Origin of the sequence: Streptomyces sp. NBC_00236, assembly GCF_036195045.1 — a bacterium.
Lineage (GTDB): Bacteria > Actinomycetota > Actinomycetes > Streptomycetales > Streptomycetaceae > Streptomyces.
In genome coordinates, this window is record NZ_CP108100.1 from 2,006,309 (window position 1) to 2,030,679 (window position 24,371).

The 24,371-nt window shown below is 70.4% G+C and carries 22 protein-coding genes; 10 read left to right on the forward strand and 12 right to left on the reverse strand.

What is annotated here, in order from left to right; genetic code table 11:
* Positions 1–15: 15 nt before the first annotated feature.
* The 4 genes from OG446_RS08870 to ctaC all read right to left on the reverse strand — a co-directional run bounded on the left by OG446_RS08870 (position 16) and on the right by ctaC (position 4,491).
* A complete protein-coding gene (locus tag OG446_RS08870) occupies positions 16–1,272 on the reverse strand; it encodes a L,D-transpeptidase (RefSeq protein WP_328893497.1) in 1,257 nt (418 codons plus the stop codon).
* A gap of 122 nt (positions 1,273–1,394) precedes the next feature.
* The gene (locus OG446_RS08875; protein ID WP_219570668.1) at positions 1,395–1,793 is read right to left on the reverse strand and encodes a cytochrome c oxidase subunit 4; all 399 of its coding nucleotides are present in this window, start codon (positions 1,791–1,793) and stop codon (positions 1,395–1,397) included.
* Positions 1,790–3,526, reverse strand: a complete 1,737-nt coding sequence (gene ctaD, locus OG446_RS08880; protein WP_148017681.1) for an aa3-type cytochrome oxidase subunit I — start codon at positions 3,524–3,526, stop codon at positions 1,790–1,792. The genes OG446_RS08875 and ctaD overlap by 4 nt, the downstream gene beginning before the upstream one ends.
* Complete coding sequence (ctaC, locus tag OG446_RS08885; RefSeq protein WP_328893498.1) at positions 3,523–4,491, reverse strand: aa3-type cytochrome oxidase subunit II; 969 nt, start codon at positions 4,489–4,491, stop codon at positions 3,523–3,525. Before ctaC ends, ctaD begins: the two co-directional genes overlap by 4 nt.
* A gap of 271 nt (positions 4,492–4,762) precedes the next feature.
* Between ctaC and OG446_RS08890 the strand changes: the two genes are divergently transcribed.
* On the forward strand, positions 4,763–6,145 hold the full coding sequence (locus tag OG446_RS08890; RefSeq protein ID WP_328893499.1) for a cysteine desulfurase/sulfurtransferase TusA family protein: 1,383 nt from the start codon (positions 4,763–4,765) through the stop codon (positions 6,143–6,145).
* Between the two features lie 6 nt (positions 6,146–6,151).
* Here OG446_RS08890 and OG446_RS08895 read toward each other — a convergent pair whose 3' ends face one another.
* Positions 6,152–7,126, reverse strand: a complete 975-nt coding sequence (locus tag OG446_RS08895) for a carbohydrate kinase family protein (protein WP_328893500.1) — start codon at positions 7,124–7,126, stop codon at positions 6,152–6,154.
* A gap of 236 nt (positions 7,127–7,362) precedes the next feature.
* Between OG446_RS08895 and OG446_RS08900 the strand changes: the two genes are divergently transcribed.
* Both OG446_RS08900 and OG446_RS08905 read left to right on the forward strand, forming a co-directional pair.
* Positions 7,363–7,560, forward strand: a complete 198-nt coding sequence (locus tag OG446_RS08900) for a hypothetical protein (protein ID WP_328893501.1) — start codon at positions 7,363–7,365, stop codon at positions 7,558–7,560.
* Between the two features lie 133 nt (positions 7,561–7,693).
* Positions 7,694–9,163, forward strand: coding sequence for a hypothetical protein (locus OG446_RS08905; RefSeq protein WP_328893502.1), 1,470 nt, complete (start codon positions 7,694–7,696; stop codon positions 9,161–9,163).
* 85 nt (positions 9,164–9,248) lie between these two features.
* Here OG446_RS08905 and OG446_RS08910 read toward each other — a convergent pair whose 3' ends face one another.
* On the reverse strand, positions 9,249–9,605 hold the full coding sequence (locus tag OG446_RS08910; protein WP_030970782.1) for a HesB/IscA family protein: 357 nt from the start codon (positions 9,603–9,605) through the stop codon (positions 9,249–9,251).
* Positions 9,606–9,829: 224 nt separating this feature from the next.
* On the opposite strand from OG446_RS08910, the gene nadA reads away from it, so the two are divergent.
* Positions 9,830–11,026 carry a quinolinate synthase NadA gene (nadA, locus tag OG446_RS08915; RefSeq protein ID WP_328893503.1) on the forward strand — a complete coding sequence of 399 codons (1,197 nt, stop codon included), beginning with the start codon at positions 9,830–9,832 and terminating at the stop codon, positions 11,024–11,026.
* A gap of 66 nt (positions 11,027–11,092) precedes the next feature.
* On the opposite strand, the gene OG446_RS08920 is transcribed toward nadA, so the two are convergent.
* The 5 genes from OG446_RS08920 to OG446_RS08940 form a co-directional block, all read right to left on the reverse strand.
* Positions 11,093–14,251 carry an efflux RND transporter permease subunit gene (locus tag OG446_RS08920; RefSeq protein WP_328893504.1) on the reverse strand — a complete coding sequence of 1,053 codons (3,159 nt, stop codon included), beginning with the start codon at positions 14,249–14,251 and terminating at the stop codon, positions 11,093–11,095.
* Positions 14,252–14,440: 189 nt separating this feature from the next.
* The gene (locus tag OG446_RS08925; RefSeq protein WP_328893505.1) at positions 14,441–15,136 is read right to left on the reverse strand and encodes a response regulator transcription factor; all 696 of its coding nucleotides are present in this window, start codon (positions 15,134–15,136) and stop codon (positions 14,441–14,443) included.
* Entirely contained in the window at positions 15,133–16,404 is a 1,272-nt protein-coding gene (locus OG446_RS08930) for a sensor histidine kinase (RefSeq protein ID WP_328893506.1), read from the reverse strand. Before OG446_RS08930 ends, OG446_RS08925 begins: the two co-directional genes overlap by 4 nt.
* Positions 16,405–16,552: 148 nt before the next feature.
* Positions 16,553–16,831 (reverse strand): PspA-associated protein PspAA, encoded by a 279-nt coding sequence (pspAA, locus tag OG446_RS08935; protein WP_148017670.1) that lies wholly within the window; start codon positions 16,829–16,831, stop codon positions 16,553–16,555.
* Between the two features lie 9 nt (positions 16,832–16,840).
* The gene (locus tag OG446_RS08940; protein ID WP_328893507.1) at positions 16,841–17,626 is read right to left on the reverse strand and encodes a PspA/IM30 family protein; all 786 of its coding nucleotides are present in this window, start codon (positions 17,624–17,626) and stop codon (positions 16,841–16,843) included.
* Between the two features lie 296 nt (positions 17,627–17,922).
* On the opposite strand from OG446_RS08940, the gene OG446_RS08945 reads away from it, so the two are divergent.
* From OG446_RS08945 to OG446_RS08955, 3 genes are all read left to right on the forward strand, one after another.
* The gene (locus OG446_RS08945; RefSeq protein ID WP_148017835.1) at positions 17,923–18,522 is read left to right on the forward strand and encodes a DUF3043 domain-containing protein; all 600 of its coding nucleotides are present in this window, start codon (positions 17,923–17,925) and stop codon (positions 18,520–18,522) included.
* Between the two features lie 83 nt (positions 18,523–18,605).
* Entirely contained in the window at positions 18,606–19,364 is a 759-nt protein-coding gene (locus tag OG446_RS08950; protein ID WP_443050067.1) for a class I SAM-dependent methyltransferase, read from the forward strand.
* A gap of 89 nt (positions 19,365–19,453) precedes the next feature.
* The gene (locus tag OG446_RS08955) at positions 19,454–20,545 is read left to right on the forward strand and encodes a S1C family serine protease (RefSeq protein WP_328893508.1); all 1,092 of its coding nucleotides are present in this window, start codon (positions 19,454–19,456) and stop codon (positions 20,543–20,545) included.
* Positions 20,546–20,634: 89 nt separating this feature from the next.
* Here the strand turns inward: OG446_RS08955 and OG446_RS08960 are convergent, their stop codons facing one another.
* A complete protein-coding gene (locus OG446_RS08960; protein WP_328893509.1) occupies positions 20,635–20,883 on the reverse strand; it encodes a hypothetical protein in 249 nt (82 codons plus the stop codon).
* Between the two features lie 171 nt (positions 20,884–21,054).
* Here OG446_RS08960 and OG446_RS08965 point away from each other — a divergent pair, with 171 nt between their 5' ends.
* The 3 genes from OG446_RS08965 (at position 21,055) to cobT (ending at position 24,349) form a co-directional block, all read left to right on the forward strand.
* Positions 21,055–22,257 carry a bifunctional adenosylcobinamide kinase/adenosylcobinamide-phosphate guanylyltransferase gene (locus OG446_RS08965; RefSeq protein ID WP_328893510.1) on the forward strand — a complete coding sequence of 401 codons (1,203 nt, stop codon included), beginning with the start codon at positions 21,055–21,057 and terminating at the stop codon, positions 22,255–22,257.
* Between the two features lie 36 nt (positions 22,258–22,293).
* The gene (locus OG446_RS08970) at positions 22,294–23,133 is read left to right on the forward strand and encodes a class I SAM-dependent methyltransferase (protein WP_328893511.1); all 840 of its coding nucleotides are present in this window, start codon (positions 22,294–22,296) and stop codon (positions 23,131–23,133) included.
* Positions 23,134–23,221: 88 nt separating this feature from the next.
* Positions 23,222–24,349: a nicotinate-nucleotide--dimethylbenzimidazole phosphoribosyltransferase gene (gene cobT, locus OG446_RS08975; RefSeq protein WP_328893512.1), complete on the forward strand. Its 1,128-nt coding sequence runs from the start codon at positions 23,222–23,224 to the stop codon at positions 24,347–24,349.
* The last annotated feature ends 22 nt before the right edge of the window (positions 24,350–24,371 follow it).

Genomic DNA, 24,371 nt, shown 5'->3' on the forward strand with positions numbered 1-24,371 from the left:
GGCGCACTCCGGAGGTCAGACTCCGGGGCGCAGCCGCGCCGCCCGGACCGTGTCGACCCGGTCGGGCGTGGCGTCGTTGCTCAGGGCGCTGCCCTTCTGCCACTTGGCCCAGGACAGGTTCCAGTCGCCGTAGCCGTTGTCGAACGGCGTCATGGTCTCGCCCTCACTGCCGACGACGGTGACGATGTCACCCTCGCGGACCGTGTTGAAGAACCACTCGGCCTCGCTGGTGCTCATGCCGGTGCAGCCGTGGCTGACGTTCGCGGACCCCTGTGATCCGGTGGACCACGGGGCCGCGTGGACGTACTCGCCGCTCCAGGTGACCCGCGTCGCGTAGTAGACCGGCAGGTCGTAGGAGTCCTCGGAACCCTCGGCGATGCCGATGGACTCCCCGCGCATACGTACGTAGTACTCCTTGCCCAGCACGACCTTGACGCCGTTGCGGGTGGAGAAGCCGGGCTTGCCGGTGGTCACCGGGATGGTGTTGATCACTTCGCCGTTGCGCTTGACCGTCATGGAGTGCTCCGAGGCGTCGGTGATGGCCTCGATGCGGTCGCCGGTAGTGATCTTCAACGCTTTCGTGGGAGCGCCGTACAGCGCGTTGGTCACCTTGATCCCGGTCAGATTGCTGCTGACCTCGATGGTGGCCTTCGCCGGCCAGTAGTCCTGCGGCCGGTAGTGGAGCGTCTTGTCGTCCACCCAGTACCAGGAGCCGGTCACCGCGGGCGTGGAGCGCACCTTCAGGGCGCGTTCCACGGTGGCACGGGCGGCTCGGTCGGCCACCGGAGCACTGAGTACCGCTGTGACGGGCTGTCCGACGCCGTAGGTGCCCGCCTGCGGGCCGAACGTGACCTTCAGGAACTTCTGGGCCGCCGCGGTCTCGAAAGTGAGCGTACGGCTGCCTGGGGCGCCGTCGTCGTCCTCCATGCCGACCTTGACGGTGTAACGGGTCCCTGCGGCGAGCGGGGCCGTGGAGTGCCAGCGGTGCCCGTCCGCGGCCAGTTCGCCCGCCAGGTGGCGTCCTTCGGTGTCCACGGCCGTCACGTCGGTGATGCGGCCGTCGTCACTGTCGACGCTGACTTCGAGGGGCTTGTCCGGATCGACCTTCTCGCCGCCGTCGGGGGTGTTGGAGGAGATCTCGTCGGCCGCGTCGAACGGCTGCGCCGAGAGCGGATGGTCGTCGGACTCCCCACAGGCTGCCGCCCCTGCGACCAGGGTCGCGGCCAGCAGAGCGCAGCTGATGACGGGACGGATACGCGGCGTGTGGTTCATGAACCCACGCTAAGAAGATTCATCCGTTTCAGCGCGCCGGGTGACTGCAAACGGGGGGCCCGCACTTCTCGTGGAAGTGCGGGCCCCCCGTCAGGTGGAGCGGTGTCACGGGTGGAGCGGTGTCACTGGGTGCGGTTCTCACCGCGGTAGTACTCGAAGACCCAGCCGAACAGACCGATCAGGAGCATCGGGGCCGAGAAGTAGAGCAGCCACCAGCCGAAGACGACTCCCATGAAGGCGAGAGCGCCGCCGACCGCCAGTGAGAGCGGCTGCCAGCTGTGCGGGGAGAAGAACCCCACGTCGCCGGCCTCGTCCGCCACATCGGCTTCCTTGTTGTCCTGCGCCAGTGCGTCGACCCGCCGGGCCGTGAAGGCCAGGTAGAAGCCGATCATGACGCTCAGCCCGAAGGCCAGGACGAGGGCGGTGGTGCCGACCGGCTCCTTGGACCACACGCCGTAGGTGATGGCCATGACGAGGATGAACAGCGCCAGACCGAGGAACATCTTGCCCTGGACCTTCACTTGCCCGCCTCCTTGCCGCCGGCGAGGGCCTTGTCACCCTCGGAGTGGTGCTCAAGCTGCTCGAGCGCCGCGATCTCCGGGTGGTGCAGGTCGAACGCCGGGGATTCGGAACGGATCCGGGGCAGCGTGAGGAAGTTGTGCCGCGGCGGCGGGCAGGAGGTCGCCCACTCAAGCGAACGGCCGTAGCCCCACGGGTCGTCGACCTCGATCTTCTTGCCGTACTTGGCGGTCTTCCACACGTTGTAGAAGAACGGCAGGATCGACAGACCGAGCAGGAACGAGGAGATCGTCGAGATCGTGTTCAGCGCGGTGAAACCGTCCGCGGCCAGGTAGTCCGCGTAACGACGCGGCATGCCTTCCGCACCCAGCCAGTGCTGCACCAGGAACGTGCCGTGGAAGCCGATGAACAGCGTCCAGAAGGTGATCTTGCCGAGCCGCTCGTCCAGCATCTTGCCGGTGAACTTCGGCCACCAGAAGTGGAATCCGGAGAACATCGCGAACACCACGGTGCCGAAGACGACGTAGTGGAAGTGCGCGACCACGAAGTACGAGTCCGAGACGTGGAAGTCCATCGGCGGCGAGGCCAGGATGACGCCGGTCAGACCACCGAAGGTGAAGGTGATCAGGAAGCCGATCGCCCAGAGCATCGGTGTCTCGAAGGACAGCGAGCCCTTCCACATCGTGCCGATCCAGTTGAAGAACTTCACCCCGGTGGGCACCGCGATGAGGAACGTCATGAAGGAGAAGAACGGCAGGAGCACGCCTCCGGTGACGTACATGTGGTGCGCCCACACGGTCACGGAGAGGCCGGCGATGGAGATCGTCGCGGCCACCAGGCCGATGTAACCGAACATCGGCTTGCGGCTGAACACCGGGATCACTTCCGAAATGATCCCGAAGAAGGGCAAAGCGATGATGTACACCTCTGGATGGCCGAAGAACCAGAAGAGGTGTTGCCAGAGCAATGCGCCGCCGTTGGACGCGTCGAAGATATGCGCACCGAATTTACGGTCCGCCTCCAGCGCGAAGAGCGCCGCCGCCAGCACCGGGAAGGCCAGCAGGACCAGCACACCGGTCAGCAGGACGTTCCAGACGAAGATCGGCATGCGGAACATCGTCATGCCGGGCGCGCGCATGCAGATGATCGTGGTGATGAAGTTGACCGAACCGAGGATCGTGCCGAAGCCGGAGAAGGCCAGACCCATGATCCACATGTCGGCGCCGACACCCGGCGAACGGACCGCGTCCGACAGCGGGGAGTAGGCGAACCAGCCGAAGTCGGCCGCACCCTGGGGGGTCAGGAAGCCGGCCACCGCGAGGATCGAGCCGAAGAGGTACAGCCAGTACGCGAACATGTTCAGCCGCGGGAACGCCACGTCGGGCGCGCCGATCTGCAGCGGCATGATCCAGTTCGCGAATCCGGCGAACAGCGGCGTCGCGAACATCAGCAGCATGATCGTGCCGTGCATCGTGAACGCCTGGTTGAACTGCTCGTTCGACATGATCTGCGTGCCCGGACGGGCCAGCTCGGCGCGCATGAAGAGCGCCATCAGTCCGCCGATGCAGAAGAACGCGAACGACGTGACCAGGTACATCGTGCCGATCGTCTTGTGGTCAGTGGTGGTCAGCCACTTGATGACGACGTTTCCCGGCTGCTTGCGCCGGACCGGCAGCTCGTCCTCGTACGAGTCGTCTGCTGCCGCGGCACCCTGAGGTTCGTTGAGGATGCTCACAGTTTGTTCGTCTCCGCATTCCTGGCCGGGTCGGTCTGCTCGATGCCGGCCGGCAGGTAGCCCGTCTGGCCCTTCTTCGCGAGCTCCTTGAGGTGCGCCTGGTAGCGCTCCGGGGAGACGACCTTGACGTTGAAGAGCATCCGGGAGTGGTCGACGCCGCAGAGCTCGGCGCACTTGCCCATGAAGGTGCCCTCCCTGTTCGGAGTCACCTCGAAGGCGTTGGTGTGGCCCGGAATGACGTCCTGCTTCATGAGGAACGGCACCACCCAGAAGGAGTGGATGACGTCACGCGAAGTCAGGATGAAGCGGACCTTCTCACCCTTGGGCAGCCACAGGGTCGGGCCGGGGTTGCCGTTCTGCGGGTTCCGGTCTCCGGGGATGCCGGCGTCGTAGACGCCGTCCGCACCCTTGGGGAACTGCTCGCGGAACCGGTCCGGGATGGCGTCGAGCTCCTTGGGGACCTCGTTGCCCGTGGCGGCCGAGCCGTCCACGTTCTCGATGTAGTTGAAGCCCCAGCTCCACTGGTAGCCGACCACGTTGATGGTGTGGGCAGGCTTCGGGGAGAGCTCGAGGAGCTTCGATTCATCGCGCGCGGTGAAGTAGAACAACACCGAGACGATGATCAGAGGGACCACGGTGTACAGCGCCTCGATGGGCATGTTGTACCTGGTCTGTGGAGGTACCTCCACCTTGGTCCGGCTACGCCGGTGGAAGATGATGCTCCAGATGATCAGTCCCCAGACAAGGACGCCCGTGGCGAGCGCTGCCGCCCACGAGCCCTGCCAGAGGGAAAGGATCCGAGGAGCCTCTTCCGTTACCGGGGTGGGCATACCGAGGCGGGGGAAATCCTCCCAGTTGTATGAACAACCGGAGGCCGTCGCCAGGACCAGGCCCGCAGTCAGCACCTGCGGCAGCTTCCGCCGCATCGGGCGCCGCGACAAGCGGTCGGAGCCGTTGGGACTCACGTAGCGCCTTCCCGAGAGTCTCGCCCGCACGGTCGGCGCGCCCGTCTCGCTGGTCGGTCGCCGGCCCTGACGCGGGCAGGGGTTTGGATGTTTATGCGGACCAAACCCTACTGGACGCTATTTGGGGTCGCGCGGGGAGGGTGCCCAACGCGCCGCCCGACTCCCCGAAGGGGTGGAATCCAGGGCTCCGGCCGCCATCTGACGCCCCCTCTCCCTGTCGTCCGGGCAGCCGGGTCCCGGGTGGCGGCCGGGACCCGGCTAGCGTGGCCGGGTGCCTTACTTCGATGTCGCGTCCGCCGCCCCCCTCCACCCCGTCGCCCGTCAGGCGCTGCTTGCCGCGCTGGACGAGGGCTGGGCCGACCCGGCCCGCCTGCACCGCGAGGGGCGGCGCGCCCGGCTGCTGCTGGACGCCGCCAGGGAGGCGGCGGCGGAGGCCGTCGGCTGCCGTCCCGACGAGCTGACGTTCACCTCCTCGGGCACGCGCGCGATCCATTCCGGAATTTCCGGAGCTCTCGCGGGACGTCGGCGTGTCGGCCGCCATCTGGTGGTGTCGGCCGTCGAACACTCGGCGGTGCTCCATTCGGCCGCCACGCACGAGAGCGGCGGCGGATCGGTCACCGAGGTGCCGGTGGACGTGACGGGTGCGGTGCGTGCGCAGGCGTACGCGGACGTGCTGCGCGAGGACACCGCGCTGGCCTGCCTGCAGTCCGCCAATCACGAGGTGGGCACCGAGCAGCCGGTGGCCGAGGTGGCCGAGGTCTGCCGGGCCGCGGGTGTGCCGCTGCTGGTGGATGCCGCCCAGTCGCTCGGATGGGAGCCGGTGCCGGCCGGCTGGTCGCTGCTGACGGCGAGCGCCCACAAGTGGGGCGGACCGGCCGGGGTCGGGCTCCTCGCGGTGCGCAAGGGGGTGCGGTTCGCGGTCCAAGGCCCTGCCGACGAGCGGGAGTCGGGGCGGGCCGCCGGCTTCGAGGACATTCCGGCGATCGTGGCCGCTGCGGCGTCCCTGCGGGCGGTGCGGGCGGAGGCGGCCGCGGAGTCGGTGCGGCTGCGGGCGCTGGTCGACCGGATCCGGGCCCGGGTCCCGGCGCTGGTGCCGGATGTGGAGGTGGTGGGAGACCCGGTGCGGCGGCTGCCGCATCTGGTCACCTTCTCCTGTCTCTATGTCGACGGGGAGACCCTGCTCCATGAGCTGGACCGGTCCGGCTTCTCCGTATCGTCCGGTTCGTCCTGCACGAGCAGCACGCTGACGCCGAGCCATGTACTCAGGGCGATGGGGGTGCTCTCGGAGGGGAACGTGCGCGTATCGCTGCCGGCGGGGACGTCCGAGGAGGACGTCGACCGCTTCCTGGAGGCGCTGCCCCCGGCGGTGGCGGGCGTACGGGAGAAGCTGGGCGCACCCTCCACGACCGCCCCCTCCCCCGCCGCGGCGCCCTCGCTGGTCGTGGACGCGCTCGGGAGACGCTGCCCGATTCCGGTGATCGAGCTCGCAAAGGTGATCGGGGAGGTACCGGTGGGCGGGACGGTGACGGTGCTGTCCGACGACGAGGCGGCGCGCCTCGACATCCCGGCCTGGTGTGCGATGCGGGAGCAGGAGTACGTGGGTGAGGAGCCGGCGGACCGGGGCTCGGCCTATGTGGTCCGCCGGCTGTCCTGAAGCCCCTTACGCGAGGTGCGTGCGCACCTCGGCGGCGGCCTCGTGTCCGTACGCCTTGGTGAAGCGGTCCATAAAGTGGTTGCGGTGCAGGGTGTACTCCTGGGTGCCGACCGTCTCGATGACCAGGGTGGCGAGCATGCAGCCGACCTGGGCGGCGCGCTCCAGGCCGACGCCCCAGGCGAGACCGGAGAGGAATCCGGCGCGGAACGCGTCGCCGACGCCGGTCGGGTCGGCCTTGACGTTCTCCTCCGGGCAGCCGACCTCGATCGGCTCCTCGCCGACGCGCTCGATCCGCACGCCCTGGGCGCCGAGGGTGGTGACCCGGTGGCCGACCTTGGCGAGGATCTCGGCGTCGGTCCAGCCGGTCTTGGACTCGATGAGGCCCTTCTCGTACTCGTTGGAGAAGAGGTACGTGGCGCCGTCGAGCAGGATCCGGATCTCGTCGCCGTCCATCCGCGCGATCTGCTGCGAGAAGTCCGCGGCGAACGGGATGCCCCGGGAGCGGCACTCCTCGGTGTGGCGGAGCATCCCCTCGGGGTCGTCGGCGCCGATGGAGACGAGGTCGAGGCCGCCCACGCGGTCGGCGACGGCCTTCAGCTCGATCAGGCGGGCCTCACTCATGGCACCCGTGTAGAAGGAGCCGATCTGGTTGTGGTCGGCGTCCGTCGTGCAGACGAAGCGGGCGGTGTGCAGGACCTCGGAGATCCGCACCGAACCGGTGTCGACGCCGTGGCGGTCGAGCCAGGCCCGGTACTCGTCGAAGTCGGAGCCCGCGGCGCCGACCAGGATCGGACGGGTGCCGAGCAGCCCCATGCCGAAGCAGATGTTGGCGGCGACACCTCCCCGGCGCACGTCCAGGTTGTCGACCAGGAAGGAGAGCGAGACCGTGTGCAGCTGATCGGCGACCAGCTGGTCGGCGAATCGGCCGGGGAAGGTCATGAGGTGGTCGGTGGCGATGGAGCCGGTGACTGCGATACGCACGGGGAGACTGCTCCTGCGGAGGTCGAGGGGAACGGTGTCTGCGTTCCCGGGACGGCGTGACAGATGGGGTGGCCCGGGGAATCGGGGGGCGGCGTCACGGGACTGGTCACGCGCCTTCACCCACCCCCGATTTCCGAGCCACCCCACGCTACCCGTTTCCGGCAATCAGGCGAAGGGTGGAAACTACCCGATAGTAGGGCTTTCCTCCTGAGCCGAGGGGTGCCTACGGTGCCGATATGTCGAACAACATCGCCCCGCGCGAGTCCGAGACCACTCTGGCCGAGCTACGTGGAGACTGCGCACGGATGGCTCCGCACTGGGTGGTACCCGTGAGGACCGTTCCCACCCCTGTGGCGCCCTCCCTGATTCACGGCGTGAACGTGCCGCCCGCCTCGGCCCGGCTGATCGACGCGATGGCGGAGTACGGCGACTGAGTAGCCGGGCTCCTCGCCGCACCGGCTGCCCCACGAGGGAACCGTGTGCGCCCGCGCCCCGTCCCAACGGTGTTCCGTACCAACGGGACGGGCCCCGCAGGGTCCTGGCGTACGACGGCGAAGGAGCGAACCGGTGAGCACCGAGCGACCCGACAACGATGTGACCCGCCCACGGCGGCGGTCTCCCCTCGCCGTGGCCTCGGTGGCGGCGGCCGTGCTGGTGGCCGGAGGCGGCGGCGCGTACTGGGCGATGGCGGCGGACGGCCATGGCGGCGGCGAGTACAGCGCCGCGGACGGTTCCGGTGCCACTCCCCCGCCGCTCTCCCTGGACGAGCGGTCGGGCGGACCGGCCACGCCCTCCCCCCGGCCCTCGGCCCCCACGGAGGGCATCGCGCCGGGTGAGCCCGATCCGCATGGCGGCCGGCTGGTCTACCGCGCGTCCGGCGCCCTGCCGGACGGGCCCGACAAGGCGGCGGTCCGGCGTGCGAGCGGGACCGTTTCGGCGCCCGAGGTCGCCCGGCTGGCCAAGGCGCTGGGCGTGCAGGGCACACCGCGGGCCGAGGGAACGTCCTGGAAGGTGGGCACCGACGGGGACGGCTCGGGGCCGGTACTGCGGGTGACCAAGCAGGCGCCCGGAACCTGGACGTTCGCCCGGTACGGTTCCGGCGGCACGGACAACTGCGAGAGTGTGACGGTCTGTTCGAGCAAGCACATGGGCCCGGGCGGATCGGGGACACCGGTGAGCGAGAAGGCCGCGAAGGCCGCCGCGGTGCCGGTACTGAAGGCGGTCGGCCAGGACGACGCCGCCCTCGACGCCCGCCAGTTGATGGGCTCGGTCCGGGTGGTGAACGCCGACCCGGTGGTGGGCGGACTGCCGACGTACGGCTGGGCGACCGGGATCCAGGTCGGCTCCGATGGCGAAGTGGTCGGCGGAAGCGGGCAGTTGAAGGGCCTGGAGAAGGGCGCCGACTACCCGGTGATCGGCGCGGCCGAGGCGTTGAAGCAGCTGAACGCCGCGCAGCCGCCGAGCGGCCCGAAGACGGGCGACTGCGCGACTCCCGCCCCCCTGGGCGACGGCGAGAAGCCGTCCCGCATGAGCTGCGGCACACGGACCGGCGCGGAGCCGTCCACGACGACGGTGACGGTCGACAAGGCGGCCTTCGGTCTGGCGGCCCGGTACGTGGACGGGGAGCAACTGCTCGTACCGTCCTGGATCTTCACGGTCCGGCCGGGCGCCGGCGGTACGGGCGACACCGTCACCCAGGTCGCGGTGGATCCGGCGTACCTGACGAAGGACGCCCCCTCGGAGAAGACCCCGGACAGCGGCGGGACGACGGAGTCCGGGCGCACGGTCCTTTCGTACGGCACCGACGGGCGGACGCTCTCGGTGACGTTCTGGGGCGGCGTCTGCAGCACGTACACGGCGAGCGCGAGCGAGGACGGGTCGACGGTGCGGGTGTCCGTGACGGAGACGAAGCCGGAGAAGGGGAAGGTCTGCATCATGATCGCCAAGGAGCTGACCCGTACGGTCACGCTGGACCAGCCGCTCGGCGAGCGGAACGTGGTCGACGCGGCGTCGGGCACCGTGGTGCCGCGAGGCTGAGCGCCCCGCACACACCCGCACACGAGAACGGCGGCGGCCCCGGGATCGGAATCCCGGGGCCGCCGCCGTACCGTCGCTGCGCGCTCTAGCTGAACGAGTCGCCGCAGGCGCAGGAGCCCGTGGCGTTCGGGTTGTCGATCGTGAAGCCCTGCTTCTCGATCGTGTCGACGAAGTCGACGGAGGCGCCGCCCAGGTACGGGGCGCTCATCCGGTCCGTGACGACCTTGACGCCGTCGAAGTCCTTCACGACATCGCCGTCCAGCGAACGCTCGTCGAAGAAGAGCTGGTAGCGCAGGCCCGAGCAGCCGCCGGGCTGGACGGCGACGCGCAGTGCCAGATCATCGCGGCCTTCCTGCTCCAGCAGGCCCTTGACCTTGGCTGCGGCGGCGTCGGACAGGAGGATGCCGTCGCTCACGGTGGTGGTCTCGTCCGATACGGACATCTGCTTCTCTCCCGGGTTGTACGGAGACTGCTTGCCGACGTTGCAACCGTCGGGACCGCGGATTCATTCCGGGCCGAGCGCTTGCCTGTTCCATTCATGCTCGCACACCGGCCGCGCGGGCGGATGCGTCACATCGACGCTATCGGCATCGTCAAAGTGACGTGAAGCAGTTATGATAGATAGCGTCAATTAGACGAAAAGGCTTCCCCCGCAGAGAAGAAAGGGTGCGTGACGTGACCACGGCCCACCCCGTCCAGGAACTCGATGTCCAGCCGACGCCCCTCGCCCTGCTCCTGCTCGGCCGCGACGCGGACCCCAAGAGCGAGCGCGGCGTCGAATGCCCCGGCGACCTGCCCTCCCCGTCCGACCCGGACCTGGTGGAGCGCGCCCGCGCGGCCAAGGAGAAGCTGGGCGAGAAGGTCTTCGTCCTCGGGCACCACTACCAGCGCGACGAGGTCATCCAGTTCGCGGATGTGACCGGAGACTCGTTCAAGCTCGCCCGGGACGCGGCGGCCCGCCCGGAGGCCGAGTACATCGTCTTCTGCGGCGTGCACTTCATGGCGGAGTCCGCGGACATCCTGACCACCGCCGACCAGAAGGTCGTGCTGCCGGACCTGGCGGCGGGCTGTTCGATGGCCGACATGGCCACCGCCGAGCAGGTCGCCGAGTGCTGGGACGTGCTGACCGAGGCCGGCGTCGCCGAGCAGGTCGTGCCCGTCTCGTACATGAACTCCTCCGCGGACATCAAGGCCTTCACCGGCCGCCACGGCGGCACGATCTGCACCTCGTCGAACGCGAAGCGCGCCCTGGAGTGGGCCTTCGAGCAGGGCGACAAGGTGCTGTTCCTGCCCGACCAGCACCTGGGCCGCAACACGGCCGTACGGGACATGGGGATGACGCTGGAGGACTGCGTCCTCTACAACCCGCACAAGCCGAACGGCGGCCTCACCGCCGAGGAGCTGCGCAACGCGAAGATGATCCTGTGGCGCGGGCACTGCTCGGTGCACGGGCGCTTCTCGGTGGAGTCCGTCAACGACGTGCGGGCGCGCATACCCGGCGTCAACGTGCTGGTGCACCCGGAGTGCAAGCACGAGGTCGTCGCCGCCGCGGACTACGTCGGCTCGACGGAGTACATCATCAAGGCGCTGGAGGCGGCCCCGGCCGGCTCGAAGTGGGCGATCGGCACCGAGCTGAACCTGGTGCGCCGCCTGGCCAACCGGTTCGCCGCGGAGGACAAGGAGATCGTCTTCCTCGACAAGACGGTCTGCTTCTGCTCGACGATGAACCGGATCGACCTGCCGCACCTGGTGTGGACGCTGGAGTCGCTGGCCGAGGGGAACCTGGTCAACCGGATCGAGGTCGACCCGGAGACGGAGAAGTACGCCAAGCTCGCGCTGGAGCGGATGCTGGCGCTGCCGTAGGTACCGCACGCGGGAAGGCCCCGGCACCCTCGATCCGAGGGTGCCGGGGCCTTCCTGTGTGACCGGTCAGGCCTTCGCGGGCTCCGGCTCCTCGGAGGAGGTGGTCTCCTCGGAGGCGGCCGGGGCCGGGACGCCGGCCTTCCTGGCCCGCTTCGCGGCCTTCTTCTTCGCGCGGCGCTCCTTGAAGAGCTCCACCATCGTGTACAGCGTGGGCACCAGGAGCAGCGTCAGCAGCGTCGAGGTGACCAGGCCGCCGATGACCACGACGGCCAGCGGCTTCGAGATGAGCCCGCCCTCGCCGGTGACGCCGAGCGCCATCGGGAGGAGGGCGAAGATCGTCGCCAGTGCCGTCATCAGGATCGGGCGCAGACGGTGGCGACCGCCCTCGACGACCGCCTCGACCACGCCGAGGCCCTGGGCCCGGTACTGGTTGATCAGGTCGATCAGCACGATCGCGTTCGTCACCACGACGCCGATGAGCATCAGCATGCCGATCATCGCCGCGACACCCATCGCGGTGCCGGTGATGAGCAGCAGGCCGATCGCGCCGGTGGCCGCGAACGGGATGGAGACCAGCAGGATCAGCGGCTGGACGAGCGAGCGGAAGGTGGCGACGAGCAGCATGAAGACGATCGCGATCGCCGCCAGCATGGCCAGACCCATCTTCACGAACGCGTCGGCCTGGTCCTCGCTGACGCCGCCGATGGTGGCCGTGGCGCCTTCCGGGAGGTCCAGTGCGTCGATCCTCTTGCTGAGGTCGGTGCTGACCGAGCCGGTGTCGTCGCCGAGGGGCTTGGCCGTGATCGTCGCGGCGCGCTGGCCGTCGATCCGGGTCATGGAGACCGGTCCGGGGACCAGCTTCACGTCGGCGATCGTGCCCAGCTTGACGGGGCCGAGCGGGAGGTTCTTCAGCTCCTCCATCGTGGTGGCCGGGTGGGCCGACTTGATGACGACGTCGCGCTCGGTGTCGTCCATGATGGCCTTGCCGGACGGGGTGCCGCGCACCGCTCCGGCGACGGCTGCGCCCAGCGTGGCCTGGCTGAAGCCCGCGTCGGCGGTCCTGTCGTTCGCCGTGACCGAGATCCGCGGGATGCTCTGCGCCAGGTCGCTCTGGACGTCGGTGACGTCCTTGAGCTCCGCGACCTCGGCGCGCACCATTTCGGAGGCCTTCTTCAGGGTGTCCGCGTCGGCGGCCTTGACCACGACGCTCAGGTCCTGGCTGCCGAAGCCGTCGCCCGCGGCGATGGTGGTGTCACCGATGCCGTCGAGCTTGCCCAGGGCCGTGTCGATGCGGTCCTGGGCGGCCTCGAAGTCCCCGGAGTCCTTCAGCGTGACCTGGTAGGAGGCCTGGTTGGCTCCCGTGCCGCCGCCGAAGGCCGCCATGAAGCCGGACGAGCCGACGGTGACCTGGTAGGTCTTGACGCCCTTGTCGTCGGTGAGGACCTTCTCGACCTTCTTGGCCGCCTCGTCGGCGGCCGCCAGGCTGGTGCCCGGGGTGAGCTCCTGCTTGATGGTCAGGACTTCCTGCTCGCCCTGGTCGAAGAAGGTGGTCTTCAGCAGCGGGGCCATGCCGAAGGTGCCGATGAGCACGACGACGGCGATGGCGATGCTGGTGATGCGGCGCCGGGTGGCGAAGCGCAGCACCTTCACGTACAGCTGCTGGAGTTTGCTGCGGGCTTCCTTCTCCTCGGCCTCGCGGCGGGCCTTCTCCGGGTCCTCGGACGTTCCCTTGGGGGCGCGCAGGAACCAGTACGACAGCACGGGGACGACGGTCAGCGAGACGATCAGGGAAGCCAGCAGGGCCACCGTGACGGTCAGCGAGAACGGGCCGAGGAGCTGGCCGACCATGCCGCCGACCAGACCGATGGGCAGGAAGACGGCGACCGTGGTGAGGGTCGAGGCGGTGACCGCACCGGCCACTTCCTTCACCGCGGCGATGATCGCGGACCGGCGCTCCTCGCCGTAGCCGAGGTGGCGCTTGATGTTCTCCAGGACGACGATCGAGTCGTCGACGACCCGGCCGATCGCGATGGTCAGCGCGCCCAGGGTGAGCATGTTGAGCGACAGGTCGCGGGTCCAGAGCACGATCAGCGTGAGGACCACGGAGAGCGGGATGGAGACCGCGGTGACCAGGGTCGAGCGGAGCGAGGCCAGGAAGACCAGGATCACGATGACCGCGAAGAGCAGGCCGAGCGCGCCCTCGGTGGTCAGGCCGGAGATCGCCTTGGAGACGGCGGGGCCCTGGTCGGAGACGACGGTCAGCTCGGCGCCGGCGCCGAGGTCCTTGCGCAGGTCGGGGAGCTTGTCCTTGACGGCGTCGGAGATGGCGACGGCACTGCCGTCCTTGTCCATCGTCGCCATGACGGCGAGGCTCGGCTTGCCGTTCGTCCGCGTGATGGAGACCGCGGTGGAGGGCTCCTGCTTCACCGTCGCGATGTCACCGACCCTGACCGGCTTGCCGGGCTTGCCGGTCGCCGGGTTCTGGCCGGTGACCCGCAGGTCCTCGATCTGCCGCAGAGTGGTGAAGGCGCCGCCGACCTGGACGGTGCGGCTCTTGCCCGACTCGGAGAAGGAACCCGCCGGGACGGTCGCGCCGCCGGCCTGGAGTGCCTGGGCGAGCGAGCCGGCGTTCAGTCCGGCCGCGGCGAGCTTCGCGTCGTCGGGCGTGATGGAGACCTGGAGGTCCTGCACACCGTCGACGGCGACCTGGCCGACGCCGTCGATGTCCTCCAGGGCGGGGACGACGGTGCGGTCCAGCTGGTCGGCCAGCGCCTGCTGGTCCTTGTCGGAGGTGACAGCGAGGACGACGGTCGGGATGTCGTCGGTCGAGCCGGCGATGACCTGCGGGTCCACGTCCTCGGGCAGCTGCGCGCGGGAGCGGTTCACCGCCTGCTGGATGTCCGCGACGAGCTGCTTGGTGCCCTCGTCGCCGAAGTCGAACGTCGCCATGATGACGGCGTTGCCCTCGCTGGCGGTGGAGGTCATTCCGGTGACGCCGTCGACGGCCTTGATCGAATTCTCGAGCGGTTCGACGACCTGCTTCTCGACCACATCGGGGGACGCACCCTGGTAAGGGGCGAGCACCGACACCATCGGGAGTTCGATGGTGGGCAGCAGCTGCTGCTTGAGCTGCGGGATCGCGATCGCTCCGAAGACGAGCGCGACGATCGACATCAGCCCGATCAGGGCCCGTTGCGCGAGGCTGAATCTGGACAGCCAGGACATGGGTTAGGTCTCTCTTCTGTGGCTTACGCGGCAGGTGGGCGGGTAACTCGGGGACAGACCCGGCCCGGGCCGATCGGTATACCGGTCGGCCTCTATACGATCGCTCACCGCCCAGGCCGAATGCGTCGGTCGCAGGTCGCTTTCCTTATGCCGCGCATACCGCAGCTGGAGTACGCCGCGCCTGCACCCTCACTCCACCCGAGGGCGGACCAGGCCCGATTCGTACGCGATGACGACCAATTGGGCCCGGTCCCGGGCCCCCAGCTTCGCCATCGCCCTGTTCACATGGGTCTTGACGGTCAGCGGGCTGACCACCAGCCGCTCGGCGATCTCGTCGTTGGACAGCCCGCCCGCGACCAGCACCAGCACCTCGCGCTCCCGGGCCGTCAGGGCCTCCAGGCGCGCGGAGTACTCGGCGGCGCCCGGCCCGTCCCCGCCCGCGCTGCCGCCCTGAGCGAGGAACGTGGCGATCAGCCCCTTGGTCGCGGCGGGCGACAGCAGCGCCTCGCCGCCCGCCGCGATCCGGATGGCGTTGAGGAGTTCCTCGGGTTCCGCCCCTTTTCCGAGGAAGCCGGAGGCGCCGGCCCGCAGCGACTGCACCACGTACTCGTCCACCTCGAAGGTGGTGAGCATGACCACGCGGACGTCCGCGAGTTCCGGATCTGCGTTGATCATCCGGGTCGCGGTGAGCCCGTCCGTGCCGGGCATCCGGATGTCCATCAGCACCACGTCGGCGCGCGTCGAGCGGGCCAGGTCCACGGCCTGTGCCCCGTCCGCCGCCTCGCCGACCACCTGCATGTCGGGTTCCGAGTCGACCAGCACCCGGAACGCGCTGCGCAGCAGCGCCTGGTCGTCGACGAGCAGCACCCTGATGGCCGGTGTCATACGTTCTCCCCCGTACGGCCCGCCTCGCCCGGATGGTCCGGCTCCCGCTCACGGGCCTTGAGGGGCAGGATCGCATGGACCCTGAAGCCGCCGCCGTAACGGGGTCCGGCGGTGAGGGTGCCGCCGAGGGCGGTGACCCGCTCCCTCATGCCGAGCAGGCCGTGGCCGCCGCGGACGATGTCGCCGCCCGCACCGGCGGCCGTGCCGCGGCCGTTGTCCAGCACCATGACCTCGGCCGTGGCCCCGACCCGTACGACGCTGATCTCGGCCTTCGCCCCGGGGCCCGCGTGCTTGCCCACATTGGTCAGCGCCTCCTGGATCACCCGGTACGCGGCCAGGTCCACGGCGGCGGGCAGCGGCGGGCCGTCCTTCGCCGCGCAGGCCACCTCGACGGGCAGCCCGGCCCGCCGCACGGTCTCCACGAGTTCGTCGAGGACGGCGAGACCGGGGGCGGGTTCGGTCGGTGCCGCCGGATCGCCGGACTGGCGGAGCAGGCCCACGGTGATCCGCAGCTCGTTGAGCGCGGAGCGGCTGGCCTCCCGGACATGGGCGAGCGCCTCCTTGGCCTGGTCGGGGCGCCGGTCCATGACGTGGGCGGCGACCCCGGCCTGCACGTTGACCAGGGCGATGTGATGGGCGACGACGTCGTGCAGGTCACGGGCGATCCGCAGCCGTTCCTCGGCGACCCGGCGCCGGGCCTCCTCCTCGCGGGTCCGCTCGGCCCGTTCGGCGCGCTCCCTGATCGCGTCGACGAACGCCCGCCGGGAGCGGACCGCGTCCCCCGCGGCGCCCGCCATCCCGGTCCAGGCGAAGATCCCGAGGTTCTCCTGGCTGTACCAGGGCGCCGCTCCGAAGAGCATCGCGGCCGCGGTGAGCACGCCCATGGTGAGCAGCCCGACCCGCCAGGTCGTCGGCCGGTCGGTGCGGGCCGCCACGGTGTAGAGGGCGATGACGGTGCTCATCACCACGGGGGCCGGCGGATCGGCGGCCAGCAGCTCGACGACGGCGAGCGCTCCGGTGGCGCCGAGCACGGCCATCGGCCGGCGGCGGCGCCAGACGAGGGCGAGAGCTCCGAGCGCCATCAGGAGCACGCTGCCGGCAGCGGGCGCGCGGGTGCCGAAAGTGGGCCCGTGGTGCGAGCCCGGGTCGACGAACGATCCGACGACCATGGCCACGAACACGGCCAGGGCGAGCGCGCCGTCCAGCGCGAGGGGATGGTCGCGCAGCCAGTTCCGGACGCGCAGAACCCCGGTTCCGAGAGTGGTCACGTCAAGCTACGTTACGGCGTGTCGCGAGGAAATCGGGCCGCGTGGCCGGAGAACCGGCGGAGAGCTCACAGCACGGTGCCCCGTGACCGGCCGGGGCCGGTCACGGGGCACGGGGGTGCGGGTGGTGGAGCCTCCGGTCGTCAGCCGGTCAGCCGGGAATCAGACCGTCGTCGCTGAGCATGGCGCGGACCTCTTCGAGGGTCGCGTCGGGCGACGGCAGGATCAGTTCGGACGGCTCCAGGGAGTCGTCCGGCAAGGGTGTGCCGAGTTCGCGCACCCTGGCGAGGAGCGCGTGGAGCGTGGAGCGGAAGCCGGGGCCGTCGCCGCGCTCCATTTCGGCGAGCAGTTCGTCGTCGAGCTTGTCGAGCTCGGCGAGATGACTGTCGGCCAGGACTGCCTGGCCCTCCCCCATGATCCGTACGATCATGACGCTGCCTTAATCCTTGTCGAACTTGTGCGGGGACCGGGATTGGTCCTGCTGCTGCCCGGCGTCCTGAGGGCCGCCCTCGATGGCCTGCTTCGAGGTGGAGCCGCCGGCCAGTTCGGCCTTCATGCGCTGCAGCTCCAGCTCCACATCCGTACCACCGGAGATCCGGTCCAGCTCGGCGGCGATGTCGTCCTTCGCCGTGCCGGTCGGGTCGTCCAGGGCTCCGGAGGCGAGCAGTTCGTCGATCGCGCCGGCCCGTGCCTGGAGCTGCTGGGTCTTGTCCTCGGCCCGCTGGATGGCCAGGCCGACGTCGCCCATCTCCTCGGAGATGCCCGAGAAGGCCTCGCCGATCCGGGTCTGGGCCTGGGCCGCCGTGTAGGTGGCCTTGATGGTCTCCTTCTTCGTACGGAAGGCATCGACCTTGGCCTGCAGCCGCTGGGCCGCCAGGGTGAGCTTCTCCTCCTCGCCCTGCAGCGTGGTGTGCTGCGTCTCCAGGTCGGTGACCTGCTGCTGGAGGGCCGCGCGGCGGGACAGCGCCTCGCGGGCCAGGTCCTCGCGGCCGAGCGCGAGCGCCTTGCGGCCCTGGTCCTCCAGCTTGGACGTCTGGCCCTGCAGCTGGTTCAGCTGCAGCTCCAGGCGCTTGCGCGAAGTCGCCACATCGGCGACGCCGCGCCGCACCTTCTGAAGCAGCTCCAGCTGCTTCTGGTACGAGTAATCGAGGGTCTCGCGCGGATCCTCGGCCCGGTCAAGGGCCTTGTTTGCCTTCGCGCGGAAGATCATCCCCATACGCTTCATGACACCGCTCATGGGCTTCGCGCGCCCCCTTCTGACTCAACCGGTCACCAGCACTCCGACAGAACCCACAGTACGGGCCCTGTCTCTATTACCGCACTGTTCGAGCAGCGATGGGGTCCTCCCCAAGGACGACTGCCCCCGGTGACCGCTCCAGCCCAGGGAGTAGGTGACGGTCGGGGAAACAGCCGATGACGCCCGTATCGTCCGGCTCGGACACCAGCAAGGACGCAGGCCGTTGCCGGATCGTTCCCGGCCGGCCCGGTGTCGTGGCGATCGACCCCGTACCCTTGGGCCTTGTGTTCCGTAGCCGCTCCAAGGAAGAGAAGGCCCCCACCGACAAGGTGACGGCGGACCTCTCCAAGACGTCCCGCGACCCGCAGGCTCCCAAGGGTCGCCCCACCCCCAAGCGAAGCGACGCCCAGTCGCAGCGCCGTCGCGCCTCCAGTGGTGCGCCGCTCGACCGCAAGGAGGCCATGAAGCGCCAGCGCGAAGCGCGCCGCGTCGACATGGCCAAGCAGCGCGAGGCGCTGGCCAGTGGCGACGAGCGCTATCTGCCGGCCCGCGACAAGGGCCCGGTGCGCCGCTTCGTCCGCGACTTCGTGGACTCGCGCTTCTGCATCGCGGAGTTCTTCCTGCCGCTCGCCGTGGTCATCCTGATTCTCAGCGTGATCCAGGTGCAGGGCATCCAGAACATCTCGCTGCTGCTCTGGCTCGGCGTGATCGTGCTGATCGTCGTCGACTCGATCGGGCTCACCTTCCGTCTGCGCAAGCAGCTGAACGAGCGCTTCCCCGATACGCCGAAGCGCGGCGCGGTGGCCTACGGGCTGATGCGCACGCTCCAGATGCGTCGGCTCCGGCTGCCGAAGCCGCAGGTCAAGCGCGGAGAGCGGCCCTGAGTACGCATCTCTCCGGTTCGGCCGGCGGCGCGTCCGCGGGCCGGCCGGGTGATGCGGTCTCCGGGTTCTCCGGGGCCTCGTCGGTGTGGCTGAAGGGGCTCGGCGGACTGCGTAACACGGTGCGCCAGGAGCTGGTCGCCCGACAGCTGGACGAACAGATCGCGGCACGCTTCCCCGTCGGGCAGCGGCTCCGGATCCTCGACGTCGGCATGGGCCAGGGCACCCAGGCCCTGCGCCTGGCCCGGGCCGGCCACACCGTCACCGGCCTCGAATCCGACCCCGAGATGCTGCGGGTCGCCCGCGAGGCGCTCGGGGGCGAGCCGGCGGGCATCCGTGAGCGGGTCCGGTTCATCGAGGGCAACGGCCAGGACACCGGGGTCCACTTCCTGCCCGGCAGCTTCGACGTGGTGCTCTGCCACGGCGTGCTGATGTATGTCCAGGAACCCGACGCCATGGTGGCCGGTCTGGCCAGGATGCTGGCGCCGGGCGGTCTGCTGTCGCTGCTCGTGCGGAACGCCGACGCGCTGGCGATGCGGCCCGGGATCGCCGGGGACTGGGACGCGGCCCTGGCCGCGTTCGACACGGACCGGTACACCAACCGCCTCGGACTCTCCGTGCGCGTGGACCGGCTCGACGCCCTCACGGCCACGCTCGCCGGGATCGCGGCACCACTGCACGCCTGGTACGGGGTGCGGATCTTCACGGACAACGTGGGCAACGACGTGGAGCTGCCGTCGGCGGCGGAGCTGGAGCGGGTGCTCGCGGCGGAGGACCGGGCAGGACGGACGGATCCGTACCGCGGAGTGGCCGCGTTGCTCCATCTGTGCGGGGTGCGGGGCTGAGACGCCCGGCCGGACAACTCCCCGGCCGGGGCTCCCCTGCCGGGTGAACCCAACAGGCCACCAACCGGGTTGAAAGCAATAATCCGGACATGGATGCCTTTCACTCCCACAGCCGTGTGCGCCGGCTGCTGCTGCCTCTGTCCGCAGGTGTCTGCGCGATCGCGCTGGTGAGCGGTTGCTCCGACTCAAATTCCAGCACCTCGAACGCCGCCGCGACGAAGTCCGGACAGACCCAGCAGGGCTCGGCCTCGAAGGCCACCGGCGATCTGCAGAACGACTACCAGACCGTCATCAACAACGTGCTTCCGTCGGTGGTGCAGATCGACGCCTCCGACAGTCTGGGCTCGGGCATCGTCTACGACGCCAAGGGCCACATCGTCACCAACGCCCACGTCGTCGGTGACGAGAAGACCTTCAAGGTCACCGTGGCGAACGGCGAGAAGGTGATGAGCGCCGCGCTGGTGGCCGCCTACCCCGAACAGGACCTGGCCGTCATCAAGCTGGACGACGTCCCGGAAGGGCTGAAGCCCGCGAAGTTCGGCGACTCGGAGAAGGTCGAGGTCGGCCAGATCGTGCTGGCCATGGGCTCGCCGCTCGGGCTGTCCAGCAGCGTCACCCAGGGCATCGTCTCGGCCCTCGGCCGGACCGTGAGCGAGAGCCGCTCGGGCGGCGGCACGGGCGCGACCATCGCGAACATGGTGCAGACCTCGGCGGCGATCAACCCGGGCAACAGCGGGGGCGCGCTGGTGAACCTGAACAGCGAGGTCATCGGCATCCCGACGCTCGCCGCGACGGACCCCCAGATGGGTGACAGCGCGGCGCCCGGCATCGGCTTCGCGATCCCCGTCTCGATGGTGAGGACCGTCGCCGACCAGATCATCAAGGACGGCAAGGTCACCGACTCCGGCCGGGCGGCCCTGAACATCACGGGCCGCACGGTCGTCGACGACAGCTACAAGCCGGCGGGCGTCGCGATCGTCAGTGTGGCCAAGGACGGCGCGGCCGAGAAGGCGGGGCTGCGGGCCGGCGACATCATCACCAAGGTCGGCGACGCGCCCGTCACCACGATCACGTCCCTGTCGGAGGCCCTGGCCTCGGACAAGCCGGGCGAGAAGGTCACCGTGACGTATCTGCGCAGCGATGCGGAGAAGACGGCGGAGGTCACGCTCGGCGAGATCTGATCCGGGTGGACGCAGCCGCAGGCGCTCCGTCCACCGCAGCGCAGTCCGCCGGGCGGGCCCTCACGGGTCCGCCCGGCGGCCGTTGCGGCTCAGGCCTCGCCGGCGGACGTCTCGCTCTGCTCGGCCTGTTCGGCCTGTTCGGCCCGGAGGCTCATCGGGCCGTAGATCTTCGTCGTGTCGTCGAAGAGCGTCACCTGGTCCGCCCCGCCGTCGAGGAGTTCCTTCCAGTACTCACCGATCCAGGACTCCGCGTCACCCTGGGTCGTGAATTCCTCCGGCTGCAGGGCCGGCTCCGTCTCCGTACCGTCGGACTTCTCGAACCGCCACGTCCACGCCATGTCCGCCTCCTGGGTCACTTTGTTCCGTCCGCAGCCTAAGGGCTGCCCCGTCGCGACACCATGCACGCACTGACGCGGCACAGTGCTGACGACCAGGGCGGGAAGGGGCTCGCGCGTGCCCGGTCACCCCCACGTCGCGCACCCGGTGCGGGGACGCGGGAGGATCGGAGCGTGGAACTGACTCTGCTCGGCACCGGAGCCCCCGACGGGCTGCCGCGGCCCGACTGCCCCTGCGCCGCCTGTGCCACCGCCCGCGGGGCGCGGGCACGGGCCGCGACCGCCCTGCTGGTCGACGACGCACTGCTGCTCGATCTGACCCCCGGGGCGGTGTTCGCCGCCGCCCGAGCGGGCCATTCGCTCACCGGCGTACGGCAGGTGCTGCTCACCCATCCGCACGACGGGCCCGCCGTCGAACTGCCCGTCGGGCTGCCCTCGGCGGGCCGGGTTCCGGACGGGCGGGTGCTGACCCTGATCAGCGGACACCGGGTGCGGGCCGTGCCGATGGACGCGCCCGGCACCGGGTACGAGGTCACCTCGCCGGACGGCGAACGGCTGCTCTACCTGCCGCCGGGCGCCGCACCGGCCGGTCTCGCCGACCGGATGGCGGAGCCGTACGACATGGTCGTCGCCGACGTCGTGGGACGGCCCGACGCCGTGGCCCGGCTGCGGGCGGTCGAGGCGATCGGGCCGGCCACCGAGGTGATCGCCGTCCACCTGGACCACGACGCACCGCCCGGCCCCGAGCTCGACCGCCGGCTCTCCGCGGGCGGGGCACGGGCCGTGCCGGACGGGACGACGCTGACCGTCGGCGGGTACCACGCCGAACCGGACATCCCCCGGCGCACCCTGATCACCGGCGGCGCGCGGTCCGGGAAGTCGGTCGAGGCCGAACGGCGGCTGGAGACCTACCCCGAGGTCGTGTACGTGGCGACCGGCGGCAGCCGGGAGGGCGACACCGAGTGGGCGGCCCGGATCGGACTGCACCGGGAGCGCAGACCGGCGGCCTGGCGCACCGAGGAGACCTGTGAGCTGGTGGAGCTCCTGGCCTCGGACGGGCCACCGCTGCTCATCGACTGCCTGGCGCTCTGGCTGACGGACGCGATGGACCGGGTGGACGCCTGGAACGACGCGGCGTGGGCAGGCGGTGGTGAGAGCACGCTGCGGAAGCGGACGGCCGAACTCGTGGCCGCGGTCCGCGGGACCCGGCGCACCGTCGTCGCGGTGACCAACGAGACCGGCTCGGGCGTGGTGCCCGCGACCGCGGCGGGACGGCGTTTCCGAGACGAGCTGGGCCGGCTGAACGCCGCGTTCGCCGACGAGTGCGAGCAGGTACTGCTGGTGGTGGCCGGCCAGGCGCTGACGCTGCGCGGCTGAAGGAGCCGCCACCGAACGGAACAGGAGGAGCGGGACATGGCACGTGTACGGCCGATGCTGGACGGGGTTCCGGAGACCCTGTTGTGGACGCTGTACAACCGGGCGTTCGAAGCGGGCCGCCGCTATCCGGTGCTGGACGACCCGATGGCGCTCCAGCTGCTGGCGGACCTGGACTACCCGTTCGAGGAGCGGTTCGGGGTCCCCAATGCCTTCCACTCGCAGGCTCAGGCGCTGCGCTCGCGCTGCTTCGACCTGGCCGTGCAGGAGTATCTCGCCGACCGCCCGGAGGCCACCGTGGTCGCGCTCGGCGACGGTCTGGAGACCGGCTTCTGGCGGGTCGACAACGGCCGGCTGAACTGGCTGAGCGTGGAGCTGCCGGCGGTCGCCACCCTGCGCCGCACCCTGCTGCCGCCCTCGGACCGGCTGCGGACGCTGTCCGGCTCGGCGACGGATCTCTCCTGGCTGGACGAGATCGAGGACCCGGAGGGCCGGGGTGTCGTCGTCACGGCGCAGGGTCTGCTCATGTACCTGCGGCCCGCCGAGGTGCGCGGGATCCTGGCGGCCTGCGCCGCACGGCTGCCCGGCGGGATCCTCGTCCTGGACTCGATGGCCCGGTGGCTCGCGAGGGGCACCGTGGCGGGTACCTCGAAGGTGGGGGCCATGACGGTCCCGCCGATGCCCTGGGCGATGGACCCCGGCGAGCGCGGGAAGCTGCGCGGCGCGCATCCGGGGATCACCGAGGTGCGGGGCCTGCATCTGCCGCGCGGGCGGGGCGCGATGGGTGAGCTGATCCGGATCCAGAACCTGCTCCCCGGACTGCGGACCCTGACGCCCGCGATCACCCAACTCCGGTTCGGGGACCGTACGCCGCACTGAGGGGGGCCGGAAATCGCGGCAGGTACTGTTCGGCGGGGAGCCCGGCTCCCCGGCCCACACCACGTATCGACCCGCGAGGCAGACCCCCGTGAATCTGGACGACTTCTCCGACCTGATCGAACGCCCCGACGGGGGTGTACGGCGCGATGCCGAGGAACGCCGGGAGCGGTTCATCGTGCCGCCGGGTGCTCTCGGCCGCCTCGACGAGCTGGGCGAATGGCTCTCGGCGGCCCAGCAGGCCGTGCCGGTCAGGGCGATCGAGCAGGCCCGTGTGGTGCTGTTCGCCGGTGATCACGGGGTGGCGCAGCTGGACGTGTCCGGCCGCGCGGCCGGCACCGCGCACGAGCTGGTGCGCGCCACGCTGGACGGTGCGACGCCGCTGGCCGTGCTGGCGCGCCGGTTCTCCGTGCCGGTGCGGATCGTCGACGCCGGGCTGGACTGCGAGCCCGGGCTGCTGCCGGAAGCGGTGGTCCGGACCCGGGTGCGGCGCGGCAGCGGCAGGATCGACGTCGAGGACGCGATGACGGTCGAGGAGGCCGAGCAGGCGGTGCGCCTCGGCATGGCGATCGCCGACGAGGAGGCCGACTCGGGCACCGATCTGGTGGTGCTCGGCGATCTGAGCGTGGGCGGTACGACGGCCGCGGCCACGCTGATCGCGGCGCTGTGCGGCACCGATGCCTCGGTGGTGACGGGGCGCGGCGGTGCGGGCATCGACGACCTGGCCTGGATGCGCAAGTGCGCGGCGGTCCGTGACGCGCTGCGCCGGGCCCGGCCGGTACTGGGCGACCAGTTGGAGCTGCTGGCGAAGGTGGGCGGTGCGGACCTGGCGGCGATGACCGGATTCCTGCTGCAGTGCGCGGTGCGCCGGCTCCCGGTGATCCTGGACGGTGTGGTCTCCGCCGCGTGCGCGCTGGTCGGGCAGCGGGCCGCGTTCCGGGCGCCGGACTGGTGGCTGGCGGGGCAGCTGAGCGGTGAGCCGGCACAGGCGAAGGCGCTGGACCGGATGGCGCTCAACCCGCTGCTGGACCATGGCGTCGTCGTCGGCGAGGGAAGCGGAGCGCTGCTCGCGCTCCCGTTCGTCCAGGCCGCGGCCGCGCTGGCGGCCGAACTGCCCGAACGTACGCCGGAGACCGACAACGACGACTCGGACGACTCGGACGACGAAGTGAAGGACGACGAGACGTCCGACGGAGTGGCCTCCCCCGCCGGGGAGTGACGGACGGCGGCTGACCGACGCG